The sequence below is a fragment of the Phytopseudomonas daroniae genome (assembly GCF_004327275.1).
Classification (GTDB): Bacteria; Pseudomonadota; Gammaproteobacteria; order Pseudomonadales; family Pseudomonadaceae; genus Aquipseudomonas; species Aquipseudomonas daroniae.
The window spans coordinates 73635-94498 of the sequence record NZ_QJUJ01000010.1; the positions used below are offsets into that span (position 1 = coordinate 73635).

At 61.5% G+C, this 20864-nt stretch carries 22 protein-coding genes and 1 pseudogene; 12 read left to right on the top strand and 11 right to left on the bottom strand.

Translation table 11 applies throughout. From position 1 onward, the window contains the following. Positions 1–12 precede the first annotated feature (12 nt). The 5 genes from DNK10_RS20630 (at position 13) to DNK10_RS20650 (ending at position 5729) form a co-directional block, all read left to right on the top strand. A complete protein-coding gene (locus DNK10_RS20630) occupies positions 13–858 on the top strand; it encodes an amidohydrolase family protein (protein ID WP_131192845.1) in 846 nt (281 codons plus the stop codon). Positions 859–887: 29 nt separating this feature from the next. After that, a complete protein-coding gene (locus DNK10_RS20635; RefSeq protein WP_131181787.1) occupies positions 888–1745 on the top strand; it encodes an HpcH/HpaI aldolase family protein in 858 nt (285 codons plus the stop codon). 4 nt (positions 1746–1749) lie between these two features. Further along, positions 1750–3300: an acetolactate synthase large subunit gene (locus DNK10_RS20640; protein WP_131192846.1), complete on the top strand. Its 1551-nt coding sequence runs from the start codon at positions 1750–1752 to the stop codon at positions 3298–3300. A 28-nt stretch (positions 3301–3328) separates the two neighbouring features. Next, positions 3329–4207 carry a substrate-binding domain-containing protein gene (locus DNK10_RS20645; RefSeq protein ID WP_131192847.1) on the top strand — a complete coding sequence of 293 codons (879 nt, stop codon included), beginning with the start codon at positions 3329–3331 and terminating at the stop codon, positions 4205–4207. 226 nt (positions 4208–4433) lie between these two features. Continuing rightward, positions 4434–5729, top strand: a complete 1296-nt coding sequence (locus tag DNK10_RS20650; RefSeq protein ID WP_165496019.1) for a LysR family transcriptional regulator — start codon at positions 4434–4436, stop codon at positions 5727–5729. 97 nt (positions 5730–5826) lie between these two features. Here DNK10_RS20650 and DNK10_RS20655 read toward each other — a convergent pair whose 3' ends face one another. Further along, positions 5827–7392 (bottom strand): phosphoenolpyruvate carboxykinase, encoded by a 1566-nt coding sequence (locus DNK10_RS20655; protein ID WP_131192849.1) that lies wholly within the window; start codon positions 7390–7392, stop codon positions 5827–5829. Between the two features lie 150 nt (positions 7393–7542). Next, positions 7543–8565: an ABC transporter substrate-binding protein gene (locus DNK10_RS20660; protein WP_131192850.1), complete on the bottom strand. Its 1023-nt coding sequence runs from the start codon at positions 8563–8565 to the stop codon at positions 7543–7545. Between the two features lie 240 nt (positions 8566–8805). On the opposite strand from DNK10_RS20660, the pseudogene DNK10_RS20665 reads away from it, so the two are divergent. Continuing rightward, positions 8806–8934, top strand: a pseudogene (locus DNK10_RS20665) (transposase); the annotation flags it as partial. A 209-nt stretch (positions 8935–9143) separates the two neighbouring features. Here the strand turns inward: DNK10_RS20665 and DNK10_RS20670 are convergent. Next, positions 9144–9539 carry a DUF488 domain-containing protein gene (locus DNK10_RS20670; protein ID WP_131192946.1) on the bottom strand — a complete coding sequence of 132 codons (396 nt, stop codon included), beginning with the start codon at positions 9537–9539 and terminating at the stop codon, positions 9144–9146. A 67-nt stretch (positions 9540–9606) separates the two neighbouring features. Between DNK10_RS20670 and DNK10_RS20675 the strand changes: the two genes are divergently transcribed. After that, positions 9607–10278, top strand: coding sequence for a COG3650 family protein (locus DNK10_RS20675; RefSeq protein WP_131181781.1), 672 nt, complete (start codon positions 9607–9609; stop codon positions 10276–10278). Positions 10279–10339: 61 nt separating this feature from the next. Here the strand turns inward: DNK10_RS20675 and DNK10_RS20680 are convergent, their stop codons facing one another. From DNK10_RS20680 to DNK10_RS20700, 5 genes are all read right to left on the bottom strand, one after another. Next, positions 10340–10531, bottom strand: a complete 192-nt coding sequence (locus tag DNK10_RS20680; protein WP_131192851.1) for a DUF1289 domain-containing protein — start codon at positions 10529–10531, stop codon at positions 10340–10342. Beyond that, complete coding sequence (locus DNK10_RS20685; protein WP_131181779.1) at positions 10531–11055, bottom strand: gamma carbonic anhydrase family protein; 525 nt, start codon at positions 11053–11055, stop codon at positions 10531–10533. The genes DNK10_RS20680 and DNK10_RS20685 overlap by 1 nt, the downstream gene beginning before the upstream one ends. A 22-nt stretch (positions 11056–11077) precedes the next feature. Continuing rightward, positions 11078–11680, bottom strand: a complete 603-nt coding sequence (locus DNK10_RS20690; RefSeq protein ID WP_131181778.1) for a CoA pyrophosphatase — start codon at positions 11678–11680, stop codon at positions 11078–11080. 194 nt (positions 11681–11874) lie between these two features. Further along, a complete protein-coding gene (locus DNK10_RS20695; protein ID WP_131192852.1) occupies positions 11875–12636 on the bottom strand; it encodes an ABC transporter permease in 762 nt (253 codons plus the stop codon). Continuing rightward, the gene (locus tag DNK10_RS20700; RefSeq protein WP_131192853.1) at positions 12633–13559 is read right to left on the bottom strand and encodes an ABC transporter ATP-binding protein; all 927 of its coding nucleotides are present in this window, start codon (positions 13557–13559) and stop codon (positions 12633–12635) included. The genes DNK10_RS20695 and DNK10_RS20700 overlap by 4 nt, the downstream gene beginning before the upstream one ends. 214 nt (positions 13560–13773) lie before the next feature. On the opposite strand from DNK10_RS20700, the gene DNK10_RS20705 reads away from it, so the two are divergent. The 5 genes from DNK10_RS20705 to DNK10_RS20725 all read left to right on the top strand — a co-directional run bounded on the left by DNK10_RS20705 (position 13774) and on the right by DNK10_RS20725 (position 18238). After that, positions 13774–14085 carry an I78 family peptidase inhibitor gene (locus tag DNK10_RS20705; RefSeq protein WP_131192854.1) on the top strand — a complete coding sequence of 104 codons (312 nt, stop codon included), beginning with the start codon at positions 13774–13776 and terminating at the stop codon, positions 14083–14085. 67 nt (positions 14086–14152) lie between these two features. Further along, complete coding sequence (locus DNK10_RS20710; protein ID WP_131192855.1) at positions 14153–15094, top strand: LysR family transcriptional regulator; 942 nt, start codon at positions 14153–14155, stop codon at positions 15092–15094. 176 nt (positions 15095–15270) lie between these two features. Beyond that, entirely contained in the window at positions 15271–16263 is a 993-nt protein-coding gene (locus DNK10_RS20715; RefSeq protein WP_131182528.1) for a TRAP transporter substrate-binding protein, read from the top strand. A 92-nt stretch (positions 16264–16355) separates the two neighbouring features. Continuing rightward, positions 16356–16925: a TRAP transporter small permease subunit gene (locus DNK10_RS20720; RefSeq protein WP_131182527.1), complete on the top strand. Its 570-nt coding sequence runs from the start codon at positions 16356–16358 to the stop codon at positions 16923–16925. Next, a complete protein-coding gene (locus tag DNK10_RS20725; protein ID WP_131192856.1) occupies positions 16922–18238 on the top strand; it encodes a TRAP transporter large permease in 1317 nt (438 codons plus the stop codon). Before DNK10_RS20720 ends, DNK10_RS20725 begins: the two co-directional genes overlap by 4 nt. A gap of 293 nt (positions 18239–18531) precedes the next feature. Here DNK10_RS20725 and mdcH read toward each other — a convergent pair whose 3' ends face one another. The 3 genes from mdcH to mdcE are packed head-to-tail and all read right to left on the bottom strand — an operon-like array spanning position 18532 to position 20863. Then, positions 18532–19443, bottom strand: coding sequence for a malonate decarboxylase subunit epsilon (mdcH, locus tag DNK10_RS20730; RefSeq protein ID WP_131192857.1), 912 nt, complete (start codon positions 19441–19443; stop codon positions 18532–18534). Further along, positions 19440–20063, bottom strand: a complete 624-nt coding sequence (locus DNK10_RS20735; protein WP_131192858.1) for a malonate decarboxylase holo-ACP synthase — start codon at positions 20061–20063, stop codon at positions 19440–19442. The genes mdcH and DNK10_RS20735 overlap by 4 nt, the downstream gene beginning before the upstream one ends. Further along, entirely contained in the window at positions 20057–20863 is an 807-nt protein-coding gene (mdcE, locus tag DNK10_RS20740; RefSeq protein ID WP_131192859.1) for a biotin-independent malonate decarboxylase subunit gamma, read from the bottom strand. The genes DNK10_RS20735 and mdcE overlap by 7 nt, the downstream gene beginning before the upstream one ends. Position 20864: the final 1 nt, after the last annotated feature.

Consider the following 20864-nt stretch of genomic DNA (forward strand, 5'->3'; position numbering starts at 1 on the left):
CAGGGGCAGAGCATGAACATTATCGACATCCACCCTCACATCATCTCGGGCGACGAGAAGCGCTACCCGCCCGCGCCACTGTTCGGCAAGCGTTCGGACTGGTCGCAGGAGCGGCCGAACACCGTCGAGACACTGATCGAGGCCATGGACGAGGCCGGCGTCGGCAAAGCCGCCGTCGTGCACTCCTCGACGACCTACGGCTTCGACAACAACTACGTCGTCGACGGCTGCAACCAGTACAAGGATCGGCTCGTGGCCGTAGGCTCAGTGGATATGCTGGCCGACGACGTCCCCGCCGTGATCAAGAGCTGGGTCGACAAGGGCCTCGCCGGCCTGCGCATCTTCACCGGCGGTTCGACCAAGGATTTCGATCCCAGCGAACTCGACAACCCCAAGTCCTTCAAGGCTTGGGAGGCGCTGGCTGAGCTGAAGCTGCCAATGTGCATCCAGACCGGCCCGATCGGCCTACCCCAGGTGCGTATGCTGGCCGAGAAATTTCCGGACGTGAACATCATCCTCGACCACCTCGGGCGCCCCGACGTACTCGATGGCCCGCCCTATGCCAACGCCGCCAGCCTGTTCGCGCTTGCCGACCTGCCCAACATCTACTTGAAGCTTACGCCGCGCATCTTCAGCGACGTGGAGAGGGAAAAAGCAAGCGCCGATACCTTCTTTCCCCGAGTGGTCGAGGCGTTCGGTGCGCAGCGCATGGCCTGGGGCTCTAATTTCCCCACCTCGCCCGGCACCCTCAAGGAGATTCTAGCGATAGCCGAGAAGGGCCTGGCCTGCCTCAACGAAGAGGATCGATCCTGGATCTTCGGCAAGACCGCGCAAAAGCTGTACCCGGCATTGCGCTGAGGCTGAATCAATTTCATGAGGAAGTGAACATGACCACCACACGTCTCAACAGCATCATCGGCGCCCTCGAATCCGGCAAGCCCGCCTACATGGCCTTTGCCAAGCTGGACAAACAGACCGCCATAGAAATGAGCGACTCCCCGTACGATGGCATTGTCTATGAGATGGAACACAACCCGTACGATGTCAGCGCGCTCGGCGATGCGTTGCAGTACATGCTGAGCCGCAAGCAGATCGCCGAATCGGGCTCGGTGGCGCCGCAGGTGACGCCGATCGCCCGTATCCCCGCCAACGGCATCGAGATGAACCAAAGCTTCGCCAAGCAGGTATTGGATCGTGGCTGTTATGGCGTGATCTGGCCGCACGTGGCAACAGTGGAACAGGCCTACAACGCCGTCGCATCCTGCCGTTATGCACGACCGAAGAGTGCGGCGCTTTACGAGCCCAAGGGCGTCCGCGGCGATGGCCCGGCCAACGCGGCGCGCTACTGGGGCCTGTCGATGGCCGAGTACTACCAGAAGGCCGACGTCTGGCCATTGGCCCCTCAGGGCGAAATCCTGGTTGGCCTGATGTGCGAGAGCACTCAAGCCATCGAAAACCTGGACGACATCCTCGCCAACGTGCCTGGCATCGGTTTCATCCTGATCGGCGAGGGCGACTTGAGCCAGGAGCTGGGTTTGCCACGCCAGTACGAACATCCTGAGGTTCAGGACGCGATGCGCCGTATCGTCGAGACCTGCCAGAAACACAACGTCGTCGTCGGCAATCCGCATGTCACCGCCAGCAACCATCGTCGCCTGCTCGACGAAGGCTACCGCATGCTGCTATCGGCCCCCAAACGCTCTTATGGTGTGGTCGGTCAGGCTCGCGAAATGGCGGGGTACTGAGGCTATGAATGGCGCAGAAAGTCTCGTCGCGACCCTGATCGACCAGAACGTGGACATTTGCTTTGCCAACCCGGGCACCTCGGAGATGCATTTCCTCGCAGCACTGGGTGAAAACCCGAAGATGCGTAGCGTGCTGTGTCTCTTCGAGGGTGTAGCCACCGGCGCTGCCGACGGCTGGTACCGGATGAAGGACAAGCCGGCCTCGACGCTTCTGCACCTGGGGCCTGGCCTGGCCAACGGCCTGGCTAACATCCACAACGCCAAGCGCGCCTCGTCGGGCATGGTCAATATCATCGGCGAGCATTCCGCGTCGCACCTCAAGTACGACCCACCGCTGACTTCCGACATCGAGGGCTTGGCGCGTCCGCTGAGTCACTGGGTGCGCCGCGCAGGATCGGCGGACTCCATCGCCTGGGACACGGCCCAGGCCGTGGCCAAGGCAAGTGAGCATCCCGGGCAGATAGCCACTTTGATTCTGCCCGGCGACACGTCCTGGCAGCAGACCGGCGCAGCTCCGGTGCTGCCACCGCCTGTGGCGGCCAAACGCAAGACGCCGAGCGTCGAACGTATCGAGCATGTCGCCCGGGTGCTGCGCTCGGGCGAGCCGACACTGATCATCCTCGCCAACAAGGCTACACGCGGTGCGGCGCTGGAGAAGGCCGGCCGTGTAGCCGCGGCCACTGGCGCTCAGTTGGGCTCGCAGTTCTTCACGGCACGTATCGAACGCGGCGCAGGCTTCGTCCCAATCTCGCGCATCCCCTATGCTGTACCGCAGGCCATGGCTTTCCTCAAGGACTTCAAGCACATCGTCACGGTCGAGACCCGAGAGCCCGTGGCCTTCTTCGCCTACCCGGACAAGCCGAGCCTGCTCAAGGCCGAGGGAACGATGGTGCATGAGCTCGTCGAGGCTGACGAGGACAGCGAACTCGCCTTCGACATGCTGCTCCACGCGCTCGGCGCCACTAGTGTTTCTGCGATAGTCCAGCCGCGTATCCAGACGCCAATTCCAACCGGTGCGCTCAACCCCACGAGCATCGCCCATGCGCTGGCAGCGGCCCTGCCCGAACACTGCATTCTCGTCGACGAATCGCTGACCACGGGCCGCGAGTCAATCGGACTGACCATCGGCGCGCAGCCGCACGACCTCATAAACAACATGGGCGGATCCATCGGCTATTCCACGCCCGTGGCAACCGGCGCGGCGCTGGCCTGCCCGGATCGCCGAGTGTTCTGCATGGTCGGTGACGGCAGCGCGATGTACACGATCCAGTCGCTGTGGACACAAGCCCGCGAGAACCTGAACGTCACGACGATCATCTTCGCGAACAACACCTACGCCATTCTCAAGGCCGAGTACGCCAACATGGGTGCCGGGACGCCTGGGGAGCGTGCGCTGTCGATGATCGACATCGACCGTCCAAGCATCGACTGGCAGGCCATGGCCAAAAGCATGGGGGTGCCCAGCGTTGCCGTGGATACCGCCGAAGGCTTCTACAAGGCCATGGTCAACTCGGCCCGAGAGCCGGGCCCTTGCCTGATCGAAGTCAAACTCTGAACTGTTCCTGAATCCAAAGGAGACTCCCATGGCGCTGACCCTGCGCACGAACCTGGCCGATTATCCGGTCACCAAGGCGATGAAGGATGGACGAGTGAAATCCGACCTCGTCACACTCGACTACTGCGGCCCCACGCCGGCGCACAACGGCTTCAAAGCCATGGTGCGCGAGAACAAGTTCGATGCCGGCGAACTTGCCATCCTCACTTTCCTGCAGGCCAAGGCCTATGGCAAACCTTACGTGCTACTTCCTGCGCCGATTTCGGGGCGCTTGCAACACCACTGTGCCGGGTTCAACATCGACTTCGGCCACCTCGATCCAAAGGACATCGAGGGCAAGCGGGTGGGTGTGCGTACCTACGCCCAGACCACCGGCCTGTGGATTCGCGGCGTGTTGCGCCACGAGTACGGCGTAAACCTCGACAAGGTCACCTGGATGACACTCGGTGACGGCCACCTGGCCGAGTACCATGACCCGGAAAACTGCATCCGCCTACCGGCTGGCTCCAGCATCCCGCAGATGATGCTCGATGGCGAGCTCGACGCAGCCCTGCTTGGCGAGGATATGCCAAAAGATCCGCGCGTACGCATGCTGGTGCCCGATGCACATAACGCCGCCAAGGCCTGGTACGAACGCGAAGGCTTCGTGCCGATCAATCATATGTTCGTCGTCCATCAGGACATCTCGAAGAAACACCCCGAGGTCGTGAGGGAGATCTACCGCATGATCGCCGAGAGTCGCGAGTTTACCGAAGGCGGTGTGCCAGAGGTGTTCCCGCCGCTGGGCCTGGAGGCCAACCGCAAGGGGCTGCAGACCGCGATCGACTGGGCACTCGACCAGAAGATCATTCCGCGCGCCCTGTCGGTTGACGAACTCTTTGACGACCTGACGGGCAGCCTTGGATGAACGATACCGGAACGAGCGTAGTGGCGAGGTGCTGCGACCATCATGGGAGCCTTAACGTGTCGTTGGAGCGAGGCTGAACGAGCCTCCCCCTTCTCGAGCATATTTTGCGCAGGCGCGGCGTCACGGACTCGTTGGCTATCTGCCGATAAGTCGAGGCGCAATGCTGGTAGCACCCAAGTCCCGCTCGGAAACGGGCGGAGAGCCACCTCAGCTCCGGGACGACAGCATGCTCCAGTTCATACACACTCCTAACCTGCGCCATTTGCGGATGGTGCAGGTGGTCGGCATGGTAGGCGGGGTGAGCAGCGCCTCGCGAGAACTCTATACCTCACAACCGACAGTCACGCAGGCGGTAGCCAACCTTGAGGCGGAGATCGGCACTCAGATTTTCGAGCGACGCGCCACGGGCAGCTATCCGACGGCGATAGGCAAACAATACCTACTGCGGATCGACCGCTTCTTCGAGATTCTCGACAGCGCGATCGCACATGTCCTGAACCGGACAAGGAGCGGACAGGATCGCAATCTGCCGCAGGTTGACCGGCTGATAACGGGTACGCAGCTGCGCTCGCTCATCGCCACCAGCGACCAGGGGCGGGTGAGTGAAATAGCCCAGAACCTGGGCCTTTCCCCCACCTCGCTATTCCGCTCGGTTCGAACGCTCGAACGCACGCTCGGCAAGCCCTTGTTCGACCGCAGTGCGCAGGGCCCCATCCCCAACAAGACCGGCGTTTTCCTCGCTCGCGAGTTCCGTCGTGCAATGTGTGAGATCGAACTGGCGCGCGACGAGACTCTTCCGGCAGCGCAAACCTGGAGCCTTGAACTCATCGTCGGAACGCTGCCGATGGCCGGCTCGCACGAGCTGGCCGAGGCGACGCGACGGTTCATGGCCTCTTATCCATCCGTTAAGGTGCGGATCGTATCGGGTGAATATCACAAGCTGCTCGCGGACTTGACCAGCAGCCGGATCGACATGATCTTCGGGACACTGCGCAAGCCCGACAGGGCCGGCGATGTCAGTGAAGAAATCCTCTTCTGGGACAGCTACTGCGTAGTCGCGCGGCCTGGTCATCCACTCGCCGAATACGAAGAGGTCACGCCCGCGGATCTTGCACATTTCCAGTGGGTGGTACCGCCCGTAGGCACGCCGCGGCGCACCCGGATCGAGGCCACCTTCGATGCTACACAGACGCGCCCGGGCTTTTACCTCGAGACCTCTTCGCAGACCATGAGCCGCACACTGCTGCTCAGTTCAGACACGATCACGCTGATGACGCGTTCCGAGGCACAATACGATCTCGGCCTAGGCATTCTGACCGAACTTCACTGCCCTTATCTCGACGATGTCCTGTGCAAGGGTGTGACGACCCGCAGCGACTGGATGCCGACGCGGGCGCATACAGCGTTCCTCGAAGGTTTGCGCGAAATCACCGCACGGCCCGATTGGATCGGGCACAGAGCGGTTGGTGCGTCTGAACGGCCACTTCGTCCATCAGTATTAACCGATCAAGGGGCTGGCTAGCGGGCTGGCGCGTATCGCTTGAGCAATGGCTGCCCGAGTTTTCAGCAGGATCAGGCACTATGAATGCCTGATCCTGGCGGTGTGGCCGACTGGGCTTCTATTGCAGAGGCCATCCTGACTGACTCGGCCCCGCCGCTATGATGCGTTCATCAATACCGCTGAATTGGCTGAAGTTCTCAGTGAACTGCCCGGCCAGATCCCTGGCCGTGGCGTCATACGCTTCCTTGTCCGCCCAGGTGTTGCGTGGATTGAGCAGCCTGGTCTCCACTCCCGGAACAGCTCTGGGAACCGACAGGTTAAGGCCAGGCAGATGCTCGGTCTCAACGTCGGTGAGGGCGCCACTCTGAATCGCGGCGATAATGCGGCGGGTCGTCGGGATGCTGAAGCGCTCACCAGTACCGTAGGAGCCGCCGGTCCAGCCTGTGTTGACCAGATAGATCCGAGAGCCGAACGCTTCAATACGCTTGATAAGCAGATCGGCGTATTCACGCGCCGGGCGCGGGAGGAAAGCTGCGCCAAAGCAGGTGGAAAAGGTCGACTTGATACCGTCACCTGAACCCATTTCGGTAGAACCCACCAGCGCGGTGTAACCTGACAGGAAGTGGTACGCCGCCGCGTCCTTGCTCAGAATCGACACCGGTGGCAGCACACCGGCCAGGTCGCAGGTCAGAAAGATGATCGCCTGCGGTTCGCCACCCAGATTGTGCCTGGTACGTTTATTAACGTGCGCCAGCGGATAGGCGCAACGGCCATTTTCCGTCAGGCTGGTGTCGACGTAATCCGCTGTACGGGTTTCGTTCAAAACGACGTTCTCAACGATCGCACCGAAACGTATCGCATCCCAAATGATGGGTTCGTTCTTCTGGCTCAGATTAATGGTCTTGGCGTAGCAACCACCCTCCAGGTTGAACACTACGTCCTTGCCCCAGCCGTGCTCGTCGTCACCGATCAGGTAGCGTTCAGGATCCGCGGACAGCGTGGTCTTGCCGGTACCGGACAGGCCAAAGAACAGCGTGGTGCTACCATCGTCGCCGACGTTGGCGGAGCAATGCATCGGCAGCACGTCATTCTGCGGCAACAGGAAGTTCTGCACCGAGAACATGGCTTTCTTCATTTCACCGGCGTACTGCATACCGGCGATCAGCACCTTGCGCTGGGCAAAGTTCAGGATCACACAGCCATCCGTCTTGGTGCCGTCTCGTTCAGGATCACAACGGAAGCCCGCAGCATTGAGGATCTGCCACTCTTCCTTGCCCTTGGGATTATAGTCCGTGGGACGAATGAACAGGTTCTGCCCAAAGAGACTCTGCCAGGCAGTTTGCGTGGTCATTATTACCGGCAGGTAGTGGTTCTGATCGGCGCCCACATGAACCGTCGAGACAAACTGCTCCTGATCGGTCAGATAGGTTTCAACCCGTTCCCAGAGCGCATCGAACTTGTCGGCATCGAACGGACGGTTGACATTGCCCCAATCGATTGCATTGCTTGTACTCGGCTCTTCGACGATGAAACGATCCTGCGGCGAACGCCCAGTGCGCTTGCCCGTGGTCACGACCAGAGCGCCGGAGTCAGCGAGCTGACCCTCACCACGCTCAATCGCTTTTTCAATCAGTTGAGCGCGGCTCAGATTGATGTTTACAGCACTCTCAGTTTCTACATTCATTTCCAGTTCCCTTGGCATGGCGCCAATAATGCTATTTGCCTAACAGATGCTGTCGCGCAGACGAAAGATCCAACGCGACCCGTTGCGGTCATGAGTTCAAGATCGAGGCAAACTCATCAGGCAAGGCCGCCCTACCCCGCTGCGATCGCTTCAACCGAGCAGCTTCGCTGCGGCCGTCGCCGCCGACATGTCGGCCACTGCGGCGAAGGGTTGCTTCTGCTTCAAGCCACCCAAACCGATGTACATGTCCTGCTGGTAACCGATATCGTCGTCGGTCAGCGACAAGTCCTTGGAATAAGGGCGCTGTGCCTGGATGAAATCCCACATGGCCTGTGCCGATGCCGCGTCGAATTTTTTTTCGGCGCGCCTGCGCGCTTCGAAGAAAGCGTCATGCGCTGCTGGCGACATCAAATAATCGTAGAGCGCCCCGTAAGCAGCCATTACGGCGACCATGCCCTCATGCTTGTCCCTGAGCGCGGAATTGGATGCATAGGCGGTCTGAAAAGTGTATTTGGGCAGTTCCTGCCACATGTTGCCCTCGCGGATAGCCACGAGTCCGTCTTTGTCGTTCAGGTGCGAGATGCTTGAGCAGCAGGCGTCGACTTCGCCACTTACGACTGCCTGATAGCACTGATCATTGCTTCCCTTGTCGACGAAGTTCACCTGCGAAGCGTCGATGCTCTTTTCTTTCAACAGCTGCAGCATCAGGGCATGTAGTAGCCCCAGGGACGGACCGACCGCAACCGTCTTGCCCTTCAGATCGGCGAGCGTCTCGATCCCATCAGGCTTTGCAAAGACCGTCAGCGCGGTCTTTTTCATTCCGGCTCCGACAATTTTGACCCTGGCGCCTTGCTCGATCCGCGACAGCAGCCCGTTATAGCCCGAGATCATGCACACGTCCGCTGCTCCGGCGGCGATAGCATCGAAGGGACCGGTCGCGCCGCCAGCCTCGACGACAAGCGCATCGACACCGAATTGCTTGAAATAGTCCTGCTGGTTCAGCAGTGCAGTCAGCGTGGCATTCTCCAGCCCCGGATTGACTGCGACCCTAATCTGGGTAGCGGCGGCTCGCCCTATATAAGGGACAACAATTCCACCTACGGTAAAACCCAGCCCGAGAAGCGCGGAGTTGCGCAAGAAGCGGCGGCGGTGGGGGTTGAATGTCTGGGTCATCGGCAGTCTCCTTCTTATTTTTTTATCGCTGCGAGGGAAGTATCCGAGACATAACTTCAGCCGGCAGTCTCGACAGGCTATTTTCTAGTGGCAGCGGCCAACGGCGCCAATTCAAAAAACCGCCTGGAAGATTGAATTTCTTACCGCCGGGTTGACGGTATGCAGGTGCCGGGGGCTTTCTGGATACGCGCTCGCTCGGAGTGTCCGGCCGCGTGAAAACTCACCACAGAGAGGTGTCTGATGACCAAGCAAGGTCGCACGTTTACTTCCGAGTTCAAGCGAGAGACTGGCTTGGTGCTTGACCAGGGCTACAGCCACGTCGAAGCAGCCCGTTCGCTTGGGCTGGTTGAGTCGGCGTTGCGCCGATGGGGAGGCTTTTTCGCAGCCTGAGGACTGAGTGGACTCCGATCACGGGCTACCTATGCGCCTCGTTTGCTCAGCAAGATATCGGATGTTTTCTGGTGCAACGGTACAACTGCCAACGGTCACATCAGGTTAACAGTGGACTATCGCCTGCGGTGGTCGAGGGAAAACTTAACGCAATTGTCCGGGATTAGTTGACAGCTACAAACAGGCTTTTAGAACTCACCGGCATAACAGACTGGCGAGCTGCTTCCCGTGCATCGCTCCAGCTCATCCTCGAGAAAGTCCTGCAGCACTCTGGCATTGTTGTGCTCGGTATCCCGCGCGGCATAGAGCAAGGTCAGATTTCCCGCCGCAGCCCGGGCCAGCAGGCCCTGCCAGTACTCCGGGTGAGCGGCCAGCTCGTGGCGATAGGCATCGCGAAACGCTTCGTAAGCTTCGGCTCGGTGCCCGAAGTTACGGCGTAATTGCGCTGACGGCGCCACGTCACGCAGCCACTCATCGTGGCGCAGTGCATCCTTGCGGCAACCTCGCGGCCATAGGCGGTCGACCAGTACACGGTAGCCGTCGCCCTCTTCCCAGGATTCATAAACGCGCTTGCAGCAGATCATCGGATAGCTTTCCTTGAGATTGCCCTGCGGCCTCGGTAACGTGGCCGCTCGCCAGACGGAGAGCCACATGCACATCAGTCGCAAACTCTTAGTGTTCACCCTGTTGCCGCTGTTCGCCAGTTGCCAGGTGTACAAGGGCAAACCCGTGGATCCGGAAAAATCCCAGACGCGCCTGCAGGGCGAGTTGACCCGCGAAGCCGACCAGCTGTGGTTCAAACCTTGCCAGGATCCACGCCGCTTCGCGATCACCGAGGGTAATACCAGCATCACGCAGGACAGCAGCGAGCTGCTGGGCGATGGCCATTCGGTTCTGTTCGCCGACCTGCGTGGGCGCCTGGGCTCGACCAAGGTCGGCGGCGCCGACGGCGGGCTGGAGCTGAGCCGCGTGTACCGGCTGCAGGGTGAAGGCCATGGCTGTGACGACCCCAACTTCAAGCGCACGCTGCTGCGCGCCAGTGGCCAGGAGCCATTCTGGAGCGTGACCGTGAGCAACCAGGGCATGGTGCTCAGCGGCCCGGATCACGAACCCCTGGCGCTGCCCTATATGGAAGAGCAGTTGCCTGACGGCCGCATCAATCTGACCAGCGAAGCCAATGGTCAGCGCGTCGAGCTGTGGATCGCGCCGCAGCGTTGCGTCAATGACATGAGCGGCGCGGTACAGCACCTGAGCGCCGAGCTGCGCCTCAATGACCAACTGATGCGCGGCTGTGCCGCGTTCGGCGGAGCGCGTAACGACTGACAGCAGCTATAAAGCAGCGGCTGCCGGTGTGGGATGTGTCTGAATCAGATGGCTCATCCCGCTACAGCAGGATGCCTTTGTCCCGGGCACGCTCATGGCAGAACTGCAGCACCTGACGGCGCTCGTCGTTGTCCATGCGGCTCCAGCGGGTGATCTCGTCGACATTGCGCTGGCAACCGATGCAGATGTCCTCTTCGTCCAGCGCGCAGACATGCACGCAGGGCGAGGCGACGGGACGTTCGACGGTTTGCATCAGTCTTCCTGCCCGGCCAGATCAGTGGCGTAACGCCTGGCGTTCTGCACGTAGTGAGCGGCACTGGCTTCGAGCAGCTTCTTCTGCTGCTCGGTGAGCTCACGCACCACCTTGCCCGGCGAACCCACCACCAGAGAACCATCGGGAATTTCCTTGCCCTCGGCGATCAGCGCATTGGCGCCGATGATGCAGTGCTTGCCGATACGGGCGCCGTTGAGTACCACGGCATTGATGCCGACCAGGCTGTAATCGCCGACCGTACAGCCGTGCAGCATGGCGTTGTGGCCAACGGTCACGCCCTTGCCCAAGGTCAGCGGCGAGCCCATGTCGGTGTGCATCACCGCGCCATCCTGAACGTTGCTGTCCTCGCCGATATGAATCAGCTCGTTGTCGCCACGCAGCACTGCGCCGAACCAGACGCTGGCGCCAGCCTCGAGGCGCACTTTGCCGATCAGGGTGGCGGTGGGTGCTATCCAGCTTTGCGGATGCTGCTCGACGCGGGCATTGCCCAGGCGGTATTTCATGGCGAAAGTCTCGGAGCCAGGCTCACTTGAGGTGAATGTAGTACTCGGGCGGGCGCTGCATATCGATGCCGGCGTCGTAAACCAGATTGACCAGTTCCACCAGCATGATCGCCGTCAGCCCCCAGATCTTGTACTCGCCATAACGGTAGCTCGGCACGTACCAGCTGTGCCCGAGGTAATCGATACGGTGGGTGACTTCACGGGGGTCGTCACGGAAGAACGCCAGGGGCACGGAAAACACCGCGGCAATCTCGCCATCGTTGGCCTGGTAATCGACGAAATCCGGCACCACACCAACATAGGGCGTGACCTGGATGCCATGCCTGGAGACCAGAGTGCTGAGCGGCCCGACGACCTCGACCAGCCCGGGCGGCAGACCGATCTCTTCCTCGGCCTCGCGCAGGGCGGTGTCGATCAGGTCGTGGTCTTCCGGGTCGCGGCGGCCCCCGGGGAAGGCGACTTCGCCGCCATGGGTGGACAGGCCACTGGCGCGCAAGGTAAGCACCACTTCCGGCTCATCGCTGCGGGTGATGGGCACCAGCACCGCAGCCTCGGGGAAGCCCTCCTGGGCTTCCATGAAGTGCGGGCTGTAGCCACGAACGCGTTGGAGTAACTCGTCCAGCATGACCATTCTCGGAATTCTTCTGCGTCGGATAATGGCATGAAAAAAGCCTGGAACCCACCCTTTCACATCCTACGGAAAAGCTCGCGAGCTAGGATCATGCAAGGCAAAAACAGGCGAGGAAGCGGAATGTACTTTTGTACATGAGCATTCCGAGCCTGTTTTTAACGCAGCAGGGCCGACGCGCAGCAGCTTTTTCAGCTTTTCAGGCGATAGCCGGTCTTGAATATCCAACCGACGGTGAGGATGCATGCCAGCAGGAAGCCGAGGATCATCCCCAGGCTGACCAACACGTTGACATCGGACACGCCGTAAAAGCTCCAACGGAACGCACTGATCAAGTAGACCACCGGGTTGAACAGGGTCACCGTCTGCCAGACCGGTGGCAGCATGCTGATCGAGTAGAAGCTGCCACCGAGAAAGGTCAGTGGCGTGACGATCAGCGCCGGGACGATCTGCAGCTTCTCCCAGCCGTCGGCCCACACGCCGATGATGAAGCCGAACAGGCTGAAGGTCAGCGCCGTGAGCACCAGGAAAGCCAGCATCCAGAACGGGTGGAGAATCTCGAAATCGACGAACAGCCGCGCCGTGACGAGGATGATCAGGCCGAGCGCGATGGACTTGGTAGCCGCCGCGCCAACGTAGCCAAGGAGAATTTCCAGATAGGAAATCGGCGCCGACAGCACCTCGTAGATGCTGCCCGAATACTTGGGCATGTAGATGCCGAACGAGGCATTGGAGATGCTCTCGGTCAGCAGCGCCAGCATGATCAGGCCGGGGATGATGAAAGCGCCGTAACTGACACCGTGCACCTGGGTCATGCTCGAACCGATGGCCGAGCCGAACACCACGAAATACAGCGAGGTGGTGATCACCGGAGTGGCGATGCTCTGCAGCAGGGTGCGCCAGGTACGGGCCAGCTCGAACAGGTAGATGGCGCGGATCGCGTAGAAATTCATGTCCGATCCCTCACCAGACTGACGAAGATGTCCTCCAGCGAGCTTTCGCTCGACTGCAGATCCTTGAAGGCGATGCCGTGTTGCGCCAGCGCCTGCAGCAACGCAGCGATACCGGTTTCCTCCTGCTGGCCGTCGAAGCTGTAGACCAGCTCGTAGCCGTCGTCGCGCAGTTGCAGATCGTCGCGCTGCAGCGCGGGCGGCAGCTCGCTCAGCGGCTGCTGCAGGTGCAGGGTCAATTGCTTCTTGCCGAGCTGACGCATCAGGGTGTCCTTGTCCTGCACCAGAATGATCTCGCCCTTGCGAATCACGCCGATGCGGTCGGCCATCTCCTCGGCCTCCTCGATGTAGTGGGTGGTCAGGATGATGGTCACGCCGCGCTCGCGCAGCTTGCGCACCATTTCCCACATGTTGCGGCGCAGCTCGACGTCGACCCCGGCGGTCGGCTCGTCGAGAAAGAGGATCTCCGGCTCGTGGGACAGCGCCTTGGCGATCATCACCCGGCGCTTCATGCCGCCGGACAGTTCGAAGATGCGCGCATCCTTCTTGTCCCACAACGACAGGTCACGCAGCAGTTGCTCCAGATAGGCCGGGTTCGGCGCCTTGCCGAACAGGCCACGGCTGAAACGCACCGCCGCCCAGACGCTCTCGAAGCCTTCGTTGAACAGCTCCTGGGGCACCAGGCCGATCTTCGAGCGGGCCGCCCGGTAATCGCGCTGGATGTCGTGGCCGCCGACCGTCACAGATCCGCTGCCGGGGTTGACGATGCCGCAGATGATGCTGATCAGCGTGGTCTTGCCGGCGCCATTGGGGCCGAGCAGCGCGAAGATCTCACCCTTGTGGATGTCCAGATCGATGGATTTCAGCGCTGGATGGCCAGACGCGTAGGTTTTGTTCAGCTGCTGAATAGAAATGACCGGTTGCACGGCATTGCCTTGATCCTGAAAACAGTCGGCCATTGTAAAGAAATGCTACAAACCACGCTGCCCCACTCAGCGGAGTATGAGCAATCACTAGTGCTTCATGCATCTCAACAGTGTCTGGATAGGCTGAATTCGGAACACGGGCACGACAAGACAGTCCGATACACGGCACACTCTGGTACTTCACAGTGAACCCTTCACACACAAGGATCATGCAATGGCTTTCAAACACCTGATTGGCGGCGCCGCTCTGCTCGCCGTGCTCGCCGGCTGCAGTTCGACCGACACAGCGCCCACCCAGGCCTCGAAACCCGCCCACGGCGATGGCACCTGCAATGCCGCAGGCGCGCAGAGCCTGCTCGGCCAGGTAGCCACTGCCGAAATCGTCGAACAGGCGCGCCAGCAGGCCGGTGCACGCACCGCACGCGTGCTCTCGCCTGGCGACATGGTGACCCTGGAATACAATTCCCAGCGCCTGAATATCGACATCACCGAAGCGGAAGTAATCGAACGCATCGCCTGCGGCTGAGTCGACACAGTGCAAGCTATCTGCGGCACAATCGGGCCACTCCCCTGCCAAGGACTGGATCCGGCCCATGCAGATAGACGAAGAACTGACGCTGAAGAAACTGGAAATCTTTCTGGCCTTCATGCGCAGCGGCAACCTTTCACGGGCGGCCAGCGAGCTGGACACCAGCAACGTCAGCGTCCACCGCGCCATCCACTCGCTGGAAAGCGCCCTGCGTTGCCCGCTGTTCAAGCACGAAGGGCGCAACCTGATTCCCCTGGAAAGCGCCTACGTGCTGGAGGAAAAGGCGCAAAAGCTGGTGCAGGATGTCGTCGATACCGTACGCCTGACCCGTGAAGCGGCCGGCTTCTCAGCCGAGCGCTTCAAGCTCGGTTCACTGTATTCGCTGACAGTGAAAACCGTGCCGCAGTTGATCATGGGCCTGAAGATGCGGCGCAGCGAGCTGAATATCGATCTGACCCTCGGCTCGAATGTCGATCTGTTCTATCGCATGAAGAACATGGAGCTCGATGCCATCCTCGTCTCGCTGGACGACAACACCATCGATAGCGACTGCGAACACCTTCCGCTGTTTTCCGATGATGTCTTTCTAGCAGCGCCCACCGACTCGTCCTTCGCTGACGTGGCCGAGGTCGACCTGGCCGACTTGCGCGAGGCTACCTTCATCACCCTGACACAGGGCTTCGCCACCCACCGTGACGGCGAACGCGTGTTTCAGCAGGCAGGCTTCACCCCCAAGGTGGCCATGCAGGTGAACGATATTTTCACCTTGCTCAGCATGGTCAGCTCGGGAGTCGGCTATGCCCTGCTGCCGGGACGCATCGCCGCGGTGTATGAGAACCGCGTGCGACTGATCCCATTGCAGGCCCGCTATCGCCTGCAGCAGCACATCGGCATGGTGTTTCTCAGGTCGCGCGAACGCGACCCCAATTTGCTGGCGCTGGTGGCCGAATGCCGCATGTACCAGAACAACCATCGCGCCGCCTTGCTTGCGCAAAGCGACCGTTAACCTGGCCGTAATGGTCAGGGTAGCCGCTTAATTGATCTGATCCTCCCTGCAGGCTAGCTTGACAACCAGTTCGGGTGAATAGCCCGTGCGTGACAACAAGAAAGACCCGGTGACCAGAAATAAAAACAACAATGAATCGCCACGGGCGGTTCTGAGTGTCAACTAGGAGAAACTCCATGAACGCCCTGTTCCGTTCCTCGGCGACCGCGCTGCTGCTCGCCTCCAGTACCCTAAGCTTCGCCGACGTCACCCTGCGCGCGTCCCACCAGTTTCCCGGCAACTCGGGCGACCCACGGGATGAAATGGTACAGATCATTGCTCGCGAAGTAGCCGCCGCCAACGTCGGTATGAAAATCCAGATCTTCCCCGCCTCTTCGCTGTACAAGGCCAACGAACAATGGGGCGCACTGACCCGCGGCCAGCTCGACATGACCGCCCTGCCCCTCGATTACGCCTCGGGCCGCGTGCCGCAGTTCTCCGCCACCCTGATGCCCGGCCTGGTACACAACTACGAGCACGCCCAGCGCCTCAACGAATCGGAGTTCATGAAGGACATTCATGCCCTGACCGAGAAGAATGGCGCGATCGTCCTGGCCGATGCCTGGCTCGCCGGTGGCTTCGCCTCGAAAGAAACCTGCATCACTTCGCCAGAAACCATCAAGGGCCAGGTGATTCGTGCTGCAGGGCCGGCCTTCGAGCAGATGCTCGCCTCCGCCGGAGCGTCCATTTCCTCGATGCCATCCTCGGAGATTTACACCGGCATGCAGACCGGTGTGCTGGACGCCGCCAACACCTCCAACGACAGCTTCGTTTCCTACCGCCTGTACGAGCAGGTGAAATGCCTGACCGCTCCGGGCACCAACGCCCTGTGGTTCATGTACGAGCCGGTACTGATCTCGAAAAAATCCTTTGACCGCCTGAATCAGGCGCAGAAGGACGCACTCCTGGCCGGCGCCAGCAAAGCGGCAGCCTACTTCGCCGAAGAAGGCCCCAAGGGTGAGCAGCGCATGAGCGAAACTTTCAGCAAGGCTGGGGTGAAGGTGGTGACCCTGAGCAAGGAGGATCACGACGCCTGGATGGAAGTGGCGCGCGCTTCGTCCTACAAGCACTTTTCCGAGAAGGTGAAAGGTGGCAAGGAGCTCCTCGACAAGGCGCTGGCCGTGCAGTGACCTCCTGATCCGGCCGCCTGCACGGGGCGGCCGGTCGTGTTCATGACGCCGCGCGGCAACGCCCGCGTGGTTGCGGGGTTCAAGGAGCTACCATGTCCAGACGATTCATCTCTGCCGTCGAAGCATTGTCACGACTGTGCGGTGCCTTCGCAGCCCTCTTGCTGATCATCGCCATGACCGTCATGTGCCAGATGATCCTCATGCGTTACCTGTTCAAGTCTCCCACCATCTGGCAGACCGAAGTGGTGGTGTTCTCCGCCACCGCGGCGATCTTCATCGGCGCCCCTTACGTGCTGATGAAGAAAGGCCATGTCGGCGTCGACGTGGTGGAACTGCTGCTGTCCTCGGCCAATCGCCGACGCTTGCAACTGCTCGGCGCCGTGCTCGGGCTGACCTTCTGCTGCCTGATGAGCGTGGCCTGCGCCATCTATGTCTTTGAGGCCTGGGAAGGCGGCTGGACCACCTCGACCATCGCCGCCATCCCGCTGTGGATTCCCGCCACGCCGATGCTCGTCGGCTTCTGCCTGCTATGCCTGCAGTACCTGGTGGAAATCATCAAGCTGTGGAGCGCCCGGCTCGTGCCCGCAACCATGACCCAGGCGGACGCGAGTATCGATCCCGCCCTGCTCAAACCCCAAAAACCGCTGGGAGAAGTGAAATGAGCCCGTCCCTGGCAGGCGTCTTTCTGATCTGCACGCTGTTCCTGTTCCTCGGCACCGGCATGCCGATCGCCTTCGCCCTCGGGCTGGCAGCCATGGGCGGACTGTTCATGGCCATGGGCCCCGACGTCATCGGCGTGGTGGCCGAGACCATGTTCGCCGGTATCGGCAACCTGGCGTTCGTGTCGATCCCGATGTTCGTGCTGATGGGCGCCATCGTCGCCGGCACACCGGCGGGCGCGGATCTCTACCGCGCGCTGGATCGCTGGATGTACAAGATTCCGGGTGGCCTGGTGCTGTCCAATATCGGCGCCTGCGCGGTGTTCTCCGGCATGACCGGCTCGAGCCCGGCGACCTGCGCGGCGATCGGCAAGATGGGCATCCCCGAGATGATCAACCGCGGCTACCCCGCCTCGGTGGCGACCGGCTCGATTGCCGCCGGTGGCACCCTGGGTATCCTGCTGCCGCCGTCGGTGACCATGATCGTCTACGGCATCGCCACCGAGACTTCAATCGGCCGTCTGTTCCTCGCCGGGGTGATGCCCGGGCTGATGCTGACCGCCATGTTCATGTGCTGGGCGATGATCGATGCTCGTCGCAAGGGCTTCCGCTTCGGCGCCGGCGACGTGGTCTACACCCTGCGCGACAAGCTGATCGTATTGCCCAGGGTGCTGCCGCTGATGCTGATCATCGTGGCCGTGCTCTATGTGCTCTATGGCGGCGTGGCGACTCCTTCCGAAGCGGCTGGCGCCGGCGCCATGATGACCCTGCTGGTGGTTGTGGTGGTCTACCGGCTGTTCAAGATGCGCACGTTCGGCAACATCTTCGGCGCCGGCATGCGCGAAAGCGTCATGATCATGATGATCCTGGCCTCGGCCGAACTGTTCGCCTTCGCCCTCTCCTCGCTGTACATCACCCAGTCGGTGGCCGAGGCGATCGCCGCCCTGGAGGTCAACCGCTGGGTGCTGATGGGGCTGATCAACGTGTTCCTGCTGGTGGCCGGGCTATTCCTGCCGCCGGTGGCGGTGATCGTCATGTCGGCGCCGCTGCTGTTTCCCATCGTGGTGCAGGCGGGCTTCGACCCCTACTGGTTCGCGGTGATCCTCACCATCAACATGGAAATCGGCCTGATCACCCCGCCGGTGGGGCTGAATCTGTTCGTCATCAACGGTATCGCGCCCGATATACCGACCCGGGACATCCTCTGGGGTGCGCTGCCCTATGTGCTGGTGATGGTACTGGCGATCTTCGTCATGTGCCTGTTCCCACAGATAGCCACCTTCCTGCCGGACTACGTAATGGGGCCCGCCATCTGACACCGCATAGGTGATGCTGTCCTTGGCGGGCCTTGAGTCCGCCTTTTTTATGCTCGTTTTTTGGGAGGCTGGAGGCAGTAGAAGCTGAGGCGCAGAAACCTGGCAGGCCGTTGAAAAACGTAGGCGAGACAGCCCAGGCGAAACATAGCGCAGCGGAGTAACAGCCGAAGGCTGGCCCAGAACGAAGTGAGTCAAAACGGTGTTTTAACGAAGCAGCGGCAACGCACGACTGCATGGAGGCAGGAGGTAGAGCGACGCAGGAAGCCAAAGCCGAGGTAGGTTTCAACAGCCCGCTAAACGTCGTTCTGCTTGATCAAGGCAACCAGGCTGTCCAGGCGAGTCCCCTCGAAGGCAGCCACACGGCCTTCGACGAAGACGGATCGGGACAGACCGGTGAGCACCGTGCCCGGTGGCAGCTCAACCTGCAGACGCACGCCACGCTCGTAGGCCCCTGCCACCGTACCGGCCCAGTCGATGGGGCGGCACATATTGAAGGCCAGATCCTCACGCAGGCTTGCTGCATCACGAATCAGGCGTGCGGAGCTACCGCTGAGGTAACGCAGCCGGGGAGCCTGCAGCGGGGTAGCGGCGAATACTTCATGCAAGCGATGCGCTTGCTCGCTGAGCAGTGGGCAATGAGACGGCGTGCTGACGGCCAGTCGACGCGAGCAGGTTGCGCCACGCAGGCGAGCCGCTTCGGCGAGAGTCGCCATGGCCTGGTCCGAACCGGATACCACCAGTTGTCGCAGGGCATTGATATTGGCCAGATAAACTTCCTCACCGCGCGCTTGAGCCTGCAGAAGCAGAGGTTCGAGCTCGGCGACTTCCAGCCCCAGAATGGCGGTCATGCCGTAGCCTGCCGGATGGGCGTCGTGCATCAGTTGCCCACGCAACGCCACCAGGCGCAGGGCGTCTTCGAATGTCAGCGCTTCGGCTGCCACCGCTGCCGCATAGGCACCGATGGACAACCCGGCAACGTAATCGGCGCGCGCGCCCTGAGCCTGCAAGCGCTGCCAGGCCTCGACACCGGCAATCAGCAGGCACAGCTGCACCGCTCGGGTGGAGCGCAGGGCCTCGGCGCTGTCCAGTTCGCCAGCGGATTCACCGAGTACATCGCTGCAGCGGCGCAGAAATGCGTCCGGCAGATCCTTCAGCATGCCGACGCGCTGGGCGCCCTGACCTGGAAAAACCAGCAAGGTGCTCATAACGGGGTTACCTCCCAGGGGTCGGCCAGCAGCAGCGGCTCGTGTGTGGTTTTCACCATGACCCGTCCACAGTCGCGAGCCCATTCGGCCAGCGCCACGCCACCGCAAGGCGTTTGCAATTGCACATCGATACGACAAGGGGCACGGCCGAGATCGTCCATTAATTGCCGCGCCATAGCGCGACCTAGAGGATGCGGTGTACGCAGAAGAAGATCCAGGTCACTGCCGGCATGCACCACCGACTGGCCGCAGGCCAATTGGAAACCGGCACTGCCGGTGACGCCCCACACCAAGCCGCAACGATCGAGAAGCGGACGGACGATAGCCAGTGCCTCCCAGACAGGCAAGCTGGCCGGCATGATCGACGCTTCATCGGTGAGCGCTTCGGGGCGCAGTACGCGGGTTATCGCCGAGAGAGGCAGCCAGCCCGCAAAGCGTTCGTCACGCTGTCTGCCGCGCAGGCCGACGGCGATGCAACCGGAGCGCAGCGGCGCGCGGCGCACCACTACCGGAAAACCGCCTTGTATAGCGCCTGTACACCAGGCGGGAGCATCGGCTGGCAGGTGCTGGGCGGTGAATCCCCACAGGAGATCGTGGGGATCTGGAAAGATGGCTACCACTGCTCGCGCAGCCGCTCCCTGACTAGCTGCGAAGCGGCGCGAAGCGGCGCGCCCAGGCGCCCGGAAAGATCCCGCGGCCCGTGGTAGATGTCTTCCAGCGCCTGGCGCAATACCTCCTGTACCTGTGCCACGTCGGCTGCATCGGGCTCGATCACGCTGCCAATCTCAAGGGTTTTCCACAACAGCCCCAGCGAGGCATAGCTGTCGACGTCATAGGCCATGGGCGGATTTTCCGCGGCCAGCGCTTCGAGTGCCTCGACGCTTCGCAGAGTGATACGTGCCGCAGACTCCTTGCCCATGGCATGCACCATCACACCCGGATCGCGCAGGGCGATCATCCGATTGGCCTGGTAGCCATGGGCGAGAAAACCGCCGGACATGGCCTTGCCAACCAGCAGCGCGATCACCGGATGGCCGGCCAGCCGTGCCCGAGCGTATGCATCCACCGCCGCAGCGAGTGCCTGATGAATGCCGAGGGCCTCCTCACGACGCCCATACGCCTGACTTGGCACATCGACGATAGCCACCAGCGCGCGCTTCGCTGCCACGTGGGCATCCGCCTGCAGCACCTCCTCCACAGCCCTGCCCAGGCCCCAACCTTCGAGCAGTCCAGCCTCCCCCTGACGCGACCGGGGAAAGCGGCTGTGCGGATCAGGTACCAGGGTCAGAAAACGAGCCGGATGATCGCCCAGCAGCGCGTCGACCACACGTAACGATGCGGGCAGCCCGGCGTGAAGACCGTCCTGGCCAGTCAGGGCACGAATCCACAGCGCCCCACGACTGTTGATGTGATTGCTCATG